A 14,264-nucleotide genomic window follows, 5' to 3' on the forward strand; every position below is an offset into this window, starting at 1 on the left:
CGCGCAGGTCGCCAAAGGATCGGCCGACCCGTTGTGCCGAGCATCCAACAGACCGGGCCGACCCGACGCTAGGGTGGAATCCGTGACGGACAAGCCCGACCTCTTTACCACCGCCGGCAAGATCGCGGATCTGCGCGCTCGCTACACCGAAGCCGTCGTCGACGCAGAAGCCAAGGCGAAGGAGAAGCAGCACGCCAAGGGCAAGATGACCGCCCGCGAGCGCATCGAACTGCTCGTCGACCCCGGAAGCTTCGTCGAGTTCGACGAGTATGTGCGCCACCGCACCACCGCCTTCGGCATGGACCGCTCCCGCCCCTACGGCGACTCGGTCGTCACCGGTGTCGGCACGATCAACGGGCGCACCGTCGCGGTGTACTCGCAGGACTTCTCGACGTTCGGCGGCTCACTCGGCGAGGTCGCCGGCGAGAAGATCGTGAAGATCATGGAGTTCGCCCTCGCCGGCGGGATGCCCTGCATCGGCATCCTCGACTCGGGCGGTGCGCGTATCCAGGAGGGCGTCGTCGCCCTGGGCAAGTACGGCGAGATCTTCCGCCTCAACACCCGCGCCTCCGGCGTGATCCCTCAGATCTCCATCATCATGGGCCCCGCGGCCGGTGGCGCCGTGTACTCCCCCGCGCTCACGGACTTCGTCATCATGGTCGACAAGACCAGCCAGATGTTCGTCACCGGTCCCGACGTGATCAAGACCGTGACCGGCGAGGACGTCGGCATGGAGGAACTCGGCGGCGCGCTCACGCACAACACGCGCTCGGGCGTCGCACACTACCTCGCCGAGGACGAAGACGACGCGATCGACTACGCGCGCACGCTGCTGAGCTTCCTTCCGGACAACAACATGGCGGAGCTGCCCTCGTACGAGAGCACCTTCGAGTTCGAGACCACCGACGCCGACCGTGTGCTGAACACGATCGTCCCCGACTCCACGAACCAGCCGTACGACATCCACACCGTCATCGAGCATGTGGTCGACGAGGGCGACTTCCTCGAGGTGCAGCCGCTGTTCGCCCCGAACATCGTGATCGGGTTCGGCCGCATCGAAGGCCGCTCCGTCGGCATCATCGCGAATCAGCCGTCGCAGATGGCCGGAACGCTGAACATCGAAGCCGGCGAGAAGGCGAGCCGCTTCGTCCGGTTCTGCGACGCGTTCTCCATCCCGATCGTCACCCTCGTCGACGTCCCCGGTTACCTGCCGGGAACCGACCAGGAGTGGACGGGTGTCATCCGCCGCGGCGCGAAGCTCCTCTACGCCTACGCGGAGGCCACGGTCCCGCTCGTCACGGTGATCCTGCGCAAGGCCTACGGCGGCGCGTACATCGTGATGGGATCGAAGCAGCTCGGCGCCGACGTGAACCTCGCCTGGCCGACGGCGGAGATCGCCGTCATGGGCGGGCAGGGTGCCGTGAACATCCTGTACCGCGGCGAGATCAAGAAGGCCGAGGACGCCGGCGAAGACGTCGCCGCCGTGCGTACCCGCCTGGCGAACGAGTACACGTACAACGTCGCCTCACCGTTCCTCGCGGCGGAGCGCGGAGAGCTCGACGGCATCATCGAGCCGGCGAACACGCGCGTGTCGATCGCGAAGGCACTGCGTGCGCTGCGGGGCAAGCGCGCCGAGCTTCCGCCGAAGAAGCATGGGAACATCCCGCTGTGACCGCACGAGAGGCCGGGGTCGACGCATCGGAGCAGGCGGCATCGATGCTCACGATCACGCGCGGTTCAGCCACTGAAGAAGAGCTGGCCGCACTCATCGCGGTTATCAGCGAGGCCTATGCGTCCGAAGCGGCGGACGCCGTGGCCGATGAGCCGACCGTGTCCGCCTGGACCCGCACGCAGCGTCCGCTCCGGCGTCCGCTGCGCCGTGACATCCCGTGGGGGCGCTTCTCCGGGTGACGCCCCCGGCCTGCGCCTCGTGCGTCAGGCGGTGAGAGCTCAGCCGTCGAGCAGGAGCCCCGAGGCGCGGGGACTGAGCACGGAGTCGAGCACCACGCAGCCGGCGCCCACCGCGCCCACGTCGTCGCCGACGACCGTCCCGTCGACGGGCAGCTTGCGCACCGCCCGTGTCGCGCTCGCCCGATCGAGGCGACCGGGGATCTCGCTGAGGTACACCTCCGCGAGCCGCGACCAGAACGGGCCGCCGAACACGACGCGGTCCACGTCGAGCATGTTCGCGAGCGCGGCGGTCAGGACGGACATGTGCACAGCCGCCTGCCGCAGCACGGCCAGAGCGGCGACGTCGCCGCGGCCGGCACGCTCGCAGAGCTCCCCGAAGCGCTCGTCGACGGACTCGACATCGCTCGCCTCGCGATCGTCCTGGAACACCCCCGCACGCTCCGCCTGTTCGACGATGGCTTGTGGCGTGCAGACGACCTCGACGCATCCCCGAGAACCGCAGGTGCACCGCGGACCGTCAGGATCCACGATCACGTGCCCGACCTCTCCGATGTTGCGTGTGCTCCCGGGCACGACCTCCCCCTCCCTGGCGAGGGCGGCCCCGATCCCGGTACCCAGATAGATGAAGACGAACGAATCGTCGGCCGACGCGCGTCGCGTCCACAGTTCGCCCGACGCGGCGGCAGTCGTGTCCTTCTCGAGCAGCACGGGAAGACCGGTCGCTTCGGCGAGCACCGCACGCAGCCGTACCCGGTGCCAGCCGCGCAGCTTCGGCGGGTCGATCACCGTGCCCTTCTCCGCATCGAGAGGCCCGGGGGCGGCGACTCCCACTCCGGCGATCCGGTCGCGGTCCACGTCCGCCTCGGCGATCAAGGCGTCGATGGTGGCCGCCATGGCGGAGATGATCCACCGCGGTTCCTTCGCCGGGGTGCGTATGCTCTTCCGACGCACGACGGCGCCGGACAGGTCGAGCAGGACGAAGGTCATGATGGCGGGGTCGAGGTGCACCCCCACCGCGAAGCGACTGTCCGGGACGAGCCGCAGGGTCACGCGGGGTTTGCCCGGACCGTTGATGGTGCGCCCCGCCTCACGGATGAATCCGTCGTCGAGGAGCCGGCGGGTGATGTTCGTCACCGTCTGCGCGGACAGCCCGGTGGCGGAGGCGAGTTCGATGCGGCTCAGCCCTTCCCCGGACTGTCGGATCGCCTCCAGGACAACGGACTGATTGAAGTCCCCCATCCGCGGAAGGTTGGTTCCCCGACGCGTTCCCATCGTCCTATGATCCCTCATCGAGCGAGAAATCGTGTCCCCCAAAATACCTACAGACAACGAATGGAAGAACCCCCAGACTGGAGGAGACGCTTCGCGTTCGGCTGGTCTCTCTGTCCCAGGGTAGACAGACGCTGATCGGCCACCAGCGGACGGTTTTCGGGTAACTGTCCGCACGGCGAGGGGCTGGCGATAACGCCGCCCCTCGCCCACTCTCCTCACCCGTCGGGAGCGCGGCGTCTTCAGACGGCTTCCGCCTCCCGAGCGATCTCATGCCACAGGTCGACCGCGTCATCGTCGCCCGAGGCACGCGTCCCCGCACGTCCGACGACAGTCACCGCGACACGGGCATCGCGAGCCGAACGGATGATGAGCCGCGCGCTCTGCGCCTGCATGAGCACGGAGGCGAGCTCGTCCCGGATCTCGCTGCGTCGCGTTTCGTCGATGCCGTCGAATCCGCCCTCGTCGAAGACCGTGACGACGGCGCCGCGCAGACGGGCGGCGTCGATCGCGTTGCGCACGGCATCGTTGAGCAGATCCGCTCCGCGCAGCTCGTCGCGCAGCCGCCCCTCGGCGAGGCGCGCTTCGAGTCGCTCCGAATCGTCGAGGGCGCCACGGGAGGCGACGACACGACCGAGCACCGGCCCGGCGACCGCCAGGGCGAACTGCGTGCGCAGACGCCTCTCCCGCTGGCGCACGCTCTGGGTGGCGTGCCAGGCCGAGACCGCCTGCTGGATCTCGGCGAGCCGTTCGGTGTCGCGCACCGCGCGATCCCAGAACATCACGAGGAGTCGGGCGACGACGATCCACATGATCGAGCCGACCAGGCCGAGGGTGAGCGCCACGCCGACCCCGAGGTATGCCGAGGAGGCCGCGACGAGAACCGCGAGCGTCAGCCAGCCGATCAGGAACCGACGGCGGACGATGCACACGACACCGAGGAGCCCGAGCCCGCCGATGTACCAGGTGGCGAAAGGGGCGGTGCGGTCGGCGGGCTCCAGAGAGAACGTGACCAGGGCGGGGATGAGGGCGCTCGCGAGCAGGGCCAGCACCGCCGACCACAGAGGCATCCGCACAGACGTCGCGTCGCCCAGGATCGCGATGTTCACGGCCACGAGGTAGATGCCGATCGCGACGATCATCAACAACGGCGCCGTCGGCTGCTCGATCCACCAGATCGCGCGCGCGGCGAAGTACAGCGCGAACCCCACGGCGAGCGAGGTGGCGACGCTGCGGACGGTCCGGTTCACGAGCGCTCCCACCCCAGCACGACGGTCGTGCCCTGCTCATCGGATCGGATGTCCGCGGTGCCGGCGACTCCGGCCATGCGGGCGAAGATGGAGGCGCGGATCCCGAGCCGGTCGGCGCCGATCGCTGTGATGTCGAAACCCGGCCCCGTGTCCGACACGGTCACGGAGATCCCTTGGTCACCACACGCCTCGACGATGATGTGCAACCCGCGGCTGTTCGCGTGGGACACGGCGTTCCCGATCGCCTGCCGTGCGGCCAGCACGAGGGCTCGCGCCGCCCGTCCGGGGATCATTCCGATCCCGCCGCGCTCCTCGACGATCGCGTCGGCGCCGAGCTCCGAGAGCGAACGGCGGAGTTCGACCACGATCTGCGCGATCCCCACGGGCTCGTCGGTGCCCTCCTGGGACACGGCGGCTTCCGTGTTCGCGAGACGTGTGAGAGCCTCCCGTGCCATCGCGACCGCGAGCTCCTCCGCCCGCTCCCCCTCCGCCCGCTCGGCGGCGATCAACGCCGCGAGGACGCTGTCATGCATGAGCGCCGACATCGCCACGCGTTCCTCCTCGGCCGCGGCGGCAGCGGCTGCGGTGGAGTAGGAGGCGACGGCTTGCCCTCGTGCCTCGTCGACGCCGGCCGCGACGGAGCGGAACATCCAGCCGAGCGAGATGATCACCACGCCGAGGATGAGCGTGAAGGAGACATCGAAGGCGGTCGTGACCCAGAACTCCCGAGAGAACTCGCCCTGCACGAGACGCACGTAACCGTAGACGAACGGCATCACGGCCGCCCACGCGAACTGGAGCCGCAGGGGGAACGCGAGCATCGCCGCGACCACCCCCACGTTCACGAGGAAGAAGATCCAGGGCTGATCGCCGGCACTCTTGTCGGCGGGGTCCACGACCGTCGGCCACGCGGCGAGCGCCAGCAGGTAGACCACGGCGAAGAGGCCCGAGAAGGTGCGCACGCCGCGGCCGACCAGGCAGGCGACCAGCATCGCCGCGAGCGGGACGAACACCACGACGACCATCACGATGTGCACCACATCGGCCTGGGACAGGGTGTTCACCGCGGCGAACAGCGCCTGGGCGCCCAAGGCGGAGGATCCGATCGCGACGACGATCGCGAGGATCCGCTCCATGCGTTTGCCCGTGAATCGCTCGAACTCGGTCTCCGTGCTGCCCGGAGACGGGATCTTGCTCCAGGCATCGCGGATGCTGAGCGGATCAGCGGGCACTCGACGCCCCGTCTGCCGCGACGATGCCGTCCTCCATCGCTCGACGGAGGAGATCGACCTTCGTGGGTGCGGGCCGACCGACCTCGACGTACTTGACGCGTACGCGCGTGATGTTCTCCTTGGCAGTCGAGTAGGCGACGCCGAGCCGCTCGGCGACCGCCTTCAACGGAAGGCCCGTGGCATACAACCGGAGCACCTCGCGCTCGCGGCTGGAGAGCTGCGCGTCGGCGAAGGCCCGGTCACCGTCGACGGCGCTGGCCCATTCGACGTTGTTGAGCGCTTCGCCCTGAGCGACGGTCCGGATCGCGTCCATCACGTCATCGAGAGCGGACGACTTGCTGACGACCCCTGCGGCCCCGGCGGACAGAGCCTCACGCACAGCCGCGGGACGGTCGGCGACGCTGTGGATGACCACGCTCGCCCCGTCGTTCACGAGCGATGACACGTTCTCGGTCACGGTGCTGCCGTCGCCCAGGGTGAGGTCGAGGACCACGACGTCGGCAGGAGCGGCAGACGCCGAGGCCCGCCATTCCAGGTACGACACGACCGTGCTCCCCGAGAACACCACCGTCTGCGAGTCGCGCGCGCACGCGGCCTCGAGGCCGAGGCGAACGGACTCGTGATCGTCGATGAGTGCGACCCTGCTCATCCACCCAGCCTAGTGAGTCCGCGCAGACGGTCGCCGACGGCTCAGCGCGTCAGCAGCGCGACGACCTCGAAGTGGTGCGAGTGCGGGAACAGATCGAAACCTCGAAGACGATCGACGTTCCACCCCAGCGCCCGGAAGGTCCCGAGATCACGGGAGAGGGCGACCGGATCGCAGGCGACGTAGGCGACGGCCTCCGGCGCGAGCGCATGCACGGCCTCGACGACCTGACGGCCCGCTCCTGCGCGAGGCGGGTCGAGGATCACAGCCCCCGTGCGACCGCTGCTCCGGCGCGTGGACAAAAAGCGGTCGACCCGCGCGGTGACCGCGTTGACCTCGAGCGGCGCGAGGTTGGCGGCCGCGTGCGCAGTGGCCCGAGCGCTCGACTCCACCGTGACGATGTCGGTGCCGCCGAGATCGGCGAGTGTCGCGGCGAAGAGACCGACGCCGCCGTACAGGTCGTAGTGCGTCTTCGCCTCGTCGACGTGTCCGTCGAGGATGCCGTACACCGCGGCGTCGAGCACGGAGGCCGCCCGCGGATGGACCTGCCAGAATCCCGTCGCGTCCAGCTGGAAGGGCCGGTCTCCGACGAGTTCCTGGATCGTCTCGGGAGTCGGACGGCGCCGGAAGCCTCGCGCGACCTTGGCCGGACGCGCCGTCTCCTCGCGGCGGATGATGCGCACGCGACCGTCGGCGGGCTTGACGAGCTCGATCCGACCGGGAGCCTCACCGCGGAGCGCGAGCGCGGCCTCCGCGATGGCCGGGCGAGCGAGCGGGTGGGAGGACACGGGGATGACCCGGTGGCTGCGTGCGGCGAACGGCCCCACGTCGCCCGCGTCGTCGACGTGCAGCGTCACGCGCGTGCGCCATCCAGTGCCGTCTCCGGATTCGACGGCCTCGATCTCCGGGGCGACGAGACCCTCCCCGGCGAAGCGATCGAGCGCCTCGGTCAGCACCTGGCGCTTGAGCACTCGCTGGTGGTCGAGCGCGATGTGCCCGAGGTCGGCTCCGCCGGGGCGGTCCGCGGGATCCCTCGAGACGTCGGCCTCGGCCCAGATGTGCGGTCGCCGATGCTCCGACGCCTCCAGCACCTCGATCGTCTCCGCTCGCCAGAAGCTGCGGGTCGAGGCATCGGCCCCGTCCTGCGGGGCGATCAGTCGCGCACGGACGCGCTCCCCGGGGACCGCGTCCGAGACGAAGACCACGCGCCCCTCGTGGCGGGCGATGAAGGTGCCCCCGTGTGCGATGCCGGTGATGTCGAGCTCGAGCACGTCGGCTGCGGAGGAAGTCATCCTTCGAGGATACGGTGGTGGACATGCGCGTCTGCCTCGCCTCGACCTCACCGGCCCGACTCATGCTGCTGCGGCAGGCGGGCATCGAACCGCTCACCGTCTCCCCGGACGTCGACGAAGACGCCGTCGCCGCCGCCGCGGAGGAAGAGCGCGGCACCCCGCTGGCCCCTGCGGAGCTCGTGCTGCTGCTCGCCCGGGCGAAGGCTGCCGCGGTCGCGCAGGGTCTCGCCGAGGAGGGGGTCTTCGACGGCCTCGTGATCGGCGGGGATTCGATGTTCGCACTCGGCGGGCGCGTCTACGGCAAGCCCTACACCCCCGAGGAGGCCACGCGACGCTGGCAGGAGATGCGCGGCGCCACGGGCATCCTGCATTCCGGGCACTCCGTCTTCCGTGTCGCGCCCGGCCGGACGCCCGTCGAGGCGACCGCGGTCGCCGAGGCTGCAGTGACCTTCGCCGACGATGTCAGCGATGCCGAGATCGCCGCGTATGTGGCGTCGGGCGAACCCCTGCATGTGGCAGGGGCGTTCACGGTCGACAGCCTGGGCGGGGCCTTCATCACCCGCGTGGACGGCGACCCGTCCACCGTCGTGGGAATGTCCCTGTCGACCGTGCGGCGCCTGGCCACCGAGCTGGGCGTGCCGTGGACGGACCTGTGGTCGTAGACTCCCCTCCACGTTTCTGCCACTTTCTTGTGGGGAGTCGTCAAAGGGATCGGGATCCTTCTCGCTAGGCTGGCAAGCATGCCTGCTATCGCCAAGGTGCTCATCGCCAACCGCGGCGAGATCGCCGTACGCATCATCCGCGCCGCTCGTGACTCCGGGATCGCCTCGGTCGCCGTCTACGCCGACCAGGATCGGGACGCCCTGCACACGCGTCTGGCCGACGAGGCCTACGCTCTCGGCGGCTCGACCAGCGCGGAGACGTACCTCCAGATCGAGAAGATCCTGTCGATCGCCCGCCGTGCCGGTGCCGACGCCGTGCACCCCGGCTACGGCTTCCTGGCCGAGAACGCCGAGTTCGCGCGCGCGATCATCGATGCGGGGATGACCTGGATCGGCCCGTCTCCCGAGGCCATCGAGGCTCTCGGCGACAAGGTGACCGCGCGCCACGTGGCCGAGAAGGTCGGCGCGCCCCTCGCGCCCGGCACACCCGGTCCCGTCGACGGTGCCGACGAGGTCATCGCCTTCGCGAAGGAATTCGGCCTCCCCATCGCCATCAAGGCCGCCTACGGCGGCGGCGGCCGCGGCCTCAAGGTCGCCCGCGAGCTCGACGAGGTCGCCGAGCTCTTCGAGTCGGCCACCCGCGAAGCCGTCGCGGCGTTCGGCCGCGGCGAGTGCTTCGTGGAGAAGTACCTCGACAAGCCGCGCCACGTCGAGACCCAGTGCCTGGCCGATGCCGCGGGCAACGTCGTCGTGATCTCGACGCGCGACTGCTCGTTGCAGCGCCGCCACCAGAAGCTCGTTGAAGAGGCTCCGGCCCCGTTCCTGACGGACGAGCAGAACGCGCAGCTGTACTCCGCCTCGAAGGCCATCCTGAAGGAGGTCGGCTACGTCGGTGCCGGCACCTGCGAGTTCCTCATCGGCGCCGACGGCACGGTGTCGTTCCTCGAGGTGAACACCCGACTGCAGGTCGAGCACCCGGTCTCCGAAGAGGTCACCGGCATCGACCTGGTCCGCGAGCAGTTCCGCATCGCGGCCGGCGGCACCATCGACTACGACGACCCCGAGCCCCAGGGACACTCGTTCGAGTTCCGGATCAACGGCGAGGACCCCGGTCGCGGATTCCTCCCCCAGCCCGGGCCGATCCACGTGTTCAAGACGTTCGGCGGTCCCGGCATCCGCCTCGACTCGGGCGTCACCGCCGGGGACGCGGTCTCGGGGGCTTTCGATTCGCTCCTCGCGAAGATCATCGTCACGGGCAAGGACCGCGCCGAGGCGCTCGAGCGTTCGCGCCGCGCACTCGACGAGTTCGAGGTCGCCGGACTCCCCACGGTCATCCCGTTCCACCGCAAGGTCGTCCGCGACCCCGCGTTCACCGCGGAGAACGGCGAGTTCGGAGTCTTCACCCGGTGGATCGAGACGGAGTTCGTCAACGACATCCCAGCCTGGGACGGTGAGCTCGAAGCCCCGGCACCCGCCGATTCGCGCCACACGGTCGTCGTCGAGGTCTCCGGCAAGCGCCTCGAGGTGAGCCTCCCCGATCGCGTCGCCGTCGCCCCGGGCACCGCGGGTCGCCCGGCTGCCGTCCCGCCGTCCCGCCGCAGCCACGCGACCACCGCCAATGCCGGAGCCTCCGGCGATGCGGTGAAGTCCCCCATGCAGGCGACCGTCGTCAAAATCGCGGTCGAGGACGGTCAGCAGGTCGTCAAGGGCGACCTCGTCGTCGTGCTCGAGGCGATGAAGATGGAGCAGCCGCTCCAGGCGCACAAGGACGGCGTCATCGGCAACATCAACGCGGACGCCGGAACGACGGTCTCCGCGGGACATCAGCTGCTCACCATCAGCTGACCTCCACCGTCCGGTCTCGTCGCGTTGTTCGCCGAGACCCCCGGTGAACGCCGAAACCCCGTGGTGCAGATGTCTGCCACACGGGGTTTCGGCGTCAGGCGGGGGTCTCGGCGATCCGTCGCGCCCGCAGAACTCAGCCGCAGAACTCCGCCGCAGAACTCAGGAGATGTTGACGAGGTGCATCGCCCTGCTCGCATCGGTGATACTGCTCGACAGCGAGGGGTACGCGGCGAACACCCGCGAGACCTGGTCCACCGTGAGACGACGTTCGACGGCCACGGCGATCGGGTAGATCAGTTCCGACGCCTTCGGGGCCACGATCACGCCACCGATCACCGTGCCGGACCCCTTGCGGGCGATGATCTTGACGAAGCCGTCCTTGATGCCCATCATCTTGGCGCGGGGGTTGGCGGCGAGGGGAAGCTTGTAGACGAGACCGTCGGTCACCCCGTCCTCGGCGTCCTTCTGCGAGAAACCCACGGTCGCGATCTCGGGTGCCGTGAAGATGTTCGAGGTGATCTTGATCAGTTCGAGCGGGATCACGATGTCGCCGAGTGCGTGGAACACCGCCGTGCGTCCCTGCATGGAGGCGACGGAGGCCAGCGGGAAGAAGTTCGTGCAGTCGCCGACCGCGTAGATGTTGGGCACCGAGGTGCGAGCGACGCGGTTCACGCGCACATGACCTGAATCATCGAGCTCGACGCCCGCCTCCTCCAGACCGATGCCCGCGGTGTTGGGGATGGAGCCGACGGCCATCAAGCAGTGGCTCCCGTCGACCGTGCGGCCGTCGGACAGCGTCACGGTCACCCCGTCGTCGGTGACCTCGACCCGGTCGGCGCGGGACTTCGAGAGCACCTGCATCCCGCCGCGCTTGAACACCTTCTCCAGAACGCGCGCGGCGTCCTGGTCCTCCCCCGGGAGCACCTGCTCGCGGCTGGAGACGAGCGTGACCTTCGCACCGAGGTTCATGTAGGCCGAGGCGAACTCCGCTCCGGTCACCCCCGACCCCACCACGATGAGGTGCTCGGGCAGCGCCTTCATGTCGTAGAGCTGGGTCCATGTGAGGATGCGCTTGCCGTCGGGCTTGGCGGAGTCGAGCTCACGCGGCGATGCCCCCACGGCCACGACGATCGTGTCGGCCTCGACCCGGTCGAAGTCGGTGCCGCCCTGACCGGTCGACACGACGATCGCGGTCGGCCCCTCGAGTCGTCCGTGCCCGGAGAGGATGCGCACCCCGGCCTCGAGGAGCGTGGCACGCATGTCCTCCGACTGCTGACCGGCGAGGGCCAGGAGGCGCTTGTTGACGGCCGCGAGATTGATCGCGATCTCGGGCTTGAGGGGCTTGCCGTTCTCGCCCTTGGCGTAGAAGTTGACTCCGAGGTCGCTCGCCTCGGAGATGGCGACGGCGGCATCCGCGGTCGCGATCAGGCTCTTGGAGGGGACCACGTCGGTGAGGACGGCCGATCCGCCGACCCCCACCCGCTCGACCAGGGTGACCTCGGCCCCGAGCTGAGCGGCCGCGAGGGCCGCCTCGTAACCGCCGGGACCGCCGCCGAGGACGGCGACGCGCTGAGTGCGCTCGAAAGTGGTGGAAGACATGGAATCCATTCTTCCCCAATCCTGGCCCCCGAGCCTGCACCTTCCTAGAGTGGATCCATGCCCGAAACGCACAGCAACCCCCTCGACGACCCGACCGCGAACCCCTTCGAGGTCGCCGCGCAGGCCGCCGCCGACATCGCGCGACTGTCCGGTGTCGAGAACCATGACATCGCCCTCACCCTCGGCAGCGGCTGGGGCAAGGCCGCCGACATCATCGGCGAGACGGTCGCCACGATCCCCGCCACCGAGGTCACCGGCTTCTCGAAGCCCGCACTGGAGGGCCACGTCGGCACGCTGCGCAGCATCCGCACGCCCGGCGGCAAGAACGTCCTGGTGATCGGCGCACGCACGCACTACTACGAAGACCACGGCGTCCGGCGCGTCGTGCACAGCGTCCGCACCGCCGCGGCCACGGGCGCCAAGATCATGGTGCTCACCAACGGCGCCGGTGGCATCCGTGAGACCTGGCGACCCGGTCAGCCGGTGCTCATCAGCGATCACATCAACCTCACCGCCGATTCGCCGCTCGAGGGCGCCACGTTCATCGACCTCACCGATCTGTATTCGAAGCGACTGCGCGACCTCGCGCGCACGATCGATCCGATGCTCGATGAGGGCGTGTACACGCAGTTCCGCGGTCCGCACTACGAGACCCCGGCGGAGGTGCAGATGGCGAAGCACATCGGCGGACACATCGTCGGCATGTCGACCGCGCTCGAAGCGATCGCCGCCCGCGAGGCCGGCATGGAGATCCTCGGGTTCTCGCTCATCACGAATCTGGCCGCGGGCATCCAGCAGACCCCGCTGAGCCACGCCGAGGTGATCGAAGCCGGTCGTGAGGCGGAGCCGGTGATCTCCGCTCTCCTGGCGAGGGTGGTCGAGGCCCTGTGAACGAGGAGAGACTCGCGCAGGCGCGCGCCTGGCTGCGTCAGGACCCGGATCACCAGACACGCGACGAGCTCGCGGGCCTGATCACGCGGGCGTCCGCCGGTGAGGCGGCAGCGGCCGCAGAACTCGACGACCGGTTCCGCGGACGCCTGGAGTTCGGCACCGCGGGGCTCCGCGGCGAGCTCGGCGCCGGAAGCAACCGGATGAACCGGGTGCTCGTCGCCCAGGCCGCGGCGGGCTTCGCCGCGTATCTGCGGGAGAAGACGCACGGAACCACCCCGACCGTCGTGATCGGCTACGACGGGCGACGCAACTCGCGCGTGTTCGCGACCGACTCGGCGGAGCTGTTCGCCGGCGCGGGTCTGCGAGCGATCCTCCTGCCGCGCCTGCTGCCGACGCCCGTGCTCGCCTTCGCCGTGCGGCACTTCGGCGCCGACGCCGGTGTGATGGTGACCGCGAGCCACAACCCGCCGAACGACAACGGCTACAAGGTCTATCTCGGCGGCGCCGACCAGGGTTCGCAGATCGTCGCCCCGGCGGATGCCGAGATCGCCGCGCACATCCAGCGCACGGCCGATGCCGGCTCGATCGCCGCGCTGCCGCGCTCGACGGACTACGAGACCGCCGGCGAGGACGTCGTCGACGCGTATGTCGCGGCCACCGCCGCCGTGGCCCCCGCACCCGCCGGTGCCACCGGGATGCGATGGGTCTACACCGCGATGCACGGAGTGGGGTGGGAGACGGTGTCGCGCATCGTGCGCGAAGCGGGCTACCCGCAGCCTTTCGTCGTGGATGAGCAGCTCACGCCCGACGCCACCTTCCGCACGGTCTCCTTCCCGAACCCGGAGGAGCCGGGAGCGATGGATCTCGCCTTCGCGCGGGCTCGGCGGGTGAAGGCGGACTTCATCCTGGCCAACGACCCCGACGCCGATCGCCTGGCCGTCGCGGTTCCGGACGAGACGGCCGCGGACGGGTGGCGTCGACTCACCGGCAACGAGGTCGGGCTGCTGCTCGGGGCACGTGCCGCCCGCGCGGCCGCCGGCACACCGGGCGCCTCCCTCGCATGCTCCCTCGTCTCCTCCCCCGGTCTCGGCGCCGTCGCCGCCCACCACGGACTCGACTTCCACGAGACGCTCACCGGTTTCAAGTGGATCTCGCGCGCCCCGGGGATCGTCTTCGGTTTCGAGGAGGCCCTGGGCTACCTCGTGAACCCGGAGACGGTTCGCGACAAGGACGGAGTGTCGGCGGCCGTCGCGATCCTCGGGCTCGCCGCCGAGGCCCGTGACCGCGGAGCGACGCTCGTCGACCTGCTCGCCGAGTTGGGCGAGACCTACGGGCACTTCGCCAGCGGACAGGTGTCGGTGCGCGTCGAGGACCTCGCGGTCATCGGCAACGTCATGCTCGCCCTGCGCACGCTGCCGCCGACGCAGATCGCCGGACGTTCGATCACCTCGGCCGAGGACCTGATGCACGCCGCGCCGGGCGCACCCTCCGGGGATGTGCTGCGGTACCGCCTCGGCGACGGCTCGCGCGTGATCGTGCGCCCGAGCGGAACCGAACCCAAGCTCAAGGTCTACATCGACGCCCGGGCCGACTCCCCCGAAGCCGCTGCCGCGGCCGTCGTGGAGCTCGAGGCCGGAGTGCGGAACCTGCTCGACGAGCGCACCTGA

At 69.7% G+C, this 14,264-nt stretch carries 12 protein-coding genes; 6 read left to right on the forward strand and 6 right to left on the reverse strand.

The genetic code is table 11. The features are described from left to right. Nucleotides 1–73: 73 nt before the first annotated feature. Both E0W80_RS11685 and E0W80_RS11690 read left to right on the forward strand, forming a co-directional pair. The gene (locus tag E0W80_RS11685) at nucleotides 74–1,672 is read left to right on the forward strand and encodes an acyl-CoA carboxylase subunit beta (RefSeq protein ID WP_047523570.1); all 1,599 of its coding nucleotides are present in this window, start codon (nucleotides 74–76) and stop codon (nucleotides 1,670–1,672) included. Then, nucleotides 1,669–1,911, forward strand: a complete 243-nt coding sequence (locus E0W80_RS11690) for an acyl-CoA carboxylase subunit epsilon (protein ID WP_227991710.1) — start codon at nucleotides 1,669–1,671, stop codon at nucleotides 1,909–1,911. Before E0W80_RS11685 ends, E0W80_RS11690 begins: the two co-directional genes overlap by 4 nt. Before the next feature lie 39 nt (nucleotides 1,912–1,950). Here the strand turns inward: E0W80_RS11690 and E0W80_RS11695 are convergent, their stop codons facing one another. The 5 genes from E0W80_RS11695 to E0W80_RS11715 form a co-directional block, all read right to left on the reverse strand. Further along, complete coding sequence (locus E0W80_RS11695) at nucleotides 1,951–3,150, reverse strand: ROK family transcriptional regulator (protein WP_131492729.1); 1,200 nt, start codon at nucleotides 3,148–3,150, stop codon at nucleotides 1,951–1,953. Nucleotides 3,151–3,422: 272 nt separating this feature from the next. Next, nucleotides 3,423–4,430: a hypothetical protein gene (locus E0W80_RS11700; RefSeq protein ID WP_240740518.1), complete on the reverse strand. Its 1,008-nt coding sequence runs from the start codon at nucleotides 4,428–4,430 to the stop codon at nucleotides 3,423–3,425. After that, the gene (locus E0W80_RS11705) at nucleotides 4,427–5,662 is read right to left on the reverse strand and encodes an ATP-binding protein (RefSeq protein WP_131492667.1); all 1,236 of its coding nucleotides are present in this window, start codon (nucleotides 5,660–5,662) and stop codon (nucleotides 4,427–4,429) included. The genes E0W80_RS11700 and E0W80_RS11705 overlap by 4 nt, the downstream gene beginning before the upstream one ends. Further along, on the reverse strand, nucleotides 5,652–6,311 hold the full coding sequence (locus E0W80_RS11710) for a response regulator transcription factor (protein ID WP_131492669.1): 660 nt from the start codon (nucleotides 6,309–6,311) through the stop codon (nucleotides 5,652–5,654). Before E0W80_RS11710 ends, E0W80_RS11705 begins: the two co-directional genes overlap by 11 nt. A gap of 41 nt (nucleotides 6,312–6,352) precedes the next feature. Further along, nucleotides 6,353–7,600 (reverse strand): TRAM domain-containing protein, encoded by a 1,248-nt coding sequence (locus tag E0W80_RS11715; protein ID WP_131492670.1) that lies wholly within the window; start codon nucleotides 7,598–7,600, stop codon nucleotides 6,353–6,355. A 23-nt stretch (nucleotides 7,601–7,623) separates the two neighbouring features. Here E0W80_RS11715 and E0W80_RS11720 point away from each other — a divergent pair, with 23 nt between their 5' ends. Continuing rightward, nucleotides 7,624–8,262 carry a Maf family nucleotide pyrophosphatase gene (locus E0W80_RS11720; RefSeq protein WP_131492731.1) on the forward strand — a complete coding sequence of 213 codons (639 nt, stop codon included), beginning with the start codon at nucleotides 7,624–7,626 and terminating at the stop codon, nucleotides 8,260–8,262. Between the two features lie 78 nt (nucleotides 8,263–8,340). Next, complete coding sequence (locus tag E0W80_RS11725; protein WP_047523574.1) at nucleotides 8,341–10,107, forward strand: biotin carboxylase N-terminal domain-containing protein; 1,767 nt, start codon at nucleotides 8,341–8,343, stop codon at nucleotides 10,105–10,107. 159 nt (nucleotides 10,108–10,266) lie between these two features. On the opposite strand, the gene E0W80_RS11730 is transcribed toward E0W80_RS11725, so the two are convergent. Continuing rightward, nucleotides 10,267–11,715: an NAD(P)H-quinone dehydrogenase gene (locus tag E0W80_RS11730; RefSeq protein WP_205802335.1), complete on the reverse strand. Its 1,449-nt coding sequence runs from the start codon at nucleotides 11,713–11,715 to the stop codon at nucleotides 10,267–10,269. Nucleotides 11,716–11,763: 48 nt separating this feature from the next. On the opposite strand from E0W80_RS11730, the gene E0W80_RS11735 reads away from it, so the two are divergent. Next, nucleotides 11,764–12,597 carry a purine-nucleoside phosphorylase gene (locus tag E0W80_RS11735; RefSeq protein ID WP_131492674.1) on the forward strand — a complete coding sequence of 278 codons (834 nt, stop codon included), beginning with the start codon at nucleotides 11,764–11,766 and terminating at the stop codon, nucleotides 12,595–12,597. Further along, nucleotides 12,594–14,264, forward strand: coding sequence for a phospho-sugar mutase (locus E0W80_RS11740; RefSeq protein ID WP_131492676.1), 1,671 nt, complete (start codon nucleotides 12,594–12,596; stop codon nucleotides 14,262–14,264). The genes E0W80_RS11735 and E0W80_RS11740 overlap by 4 nt, the downstream gene beginning before the upstream one ends.

It is taken from the genome of Microbacterium sp. PI-1 (genome assembly GCF_004337555.1).
Taxonomy (GTDB): Bacteria; Actinomycetota; Actinomycetes; order Actinomycetales; family Microbacteriaceae; genus Microbacterium; species Microbacterium aurugineum.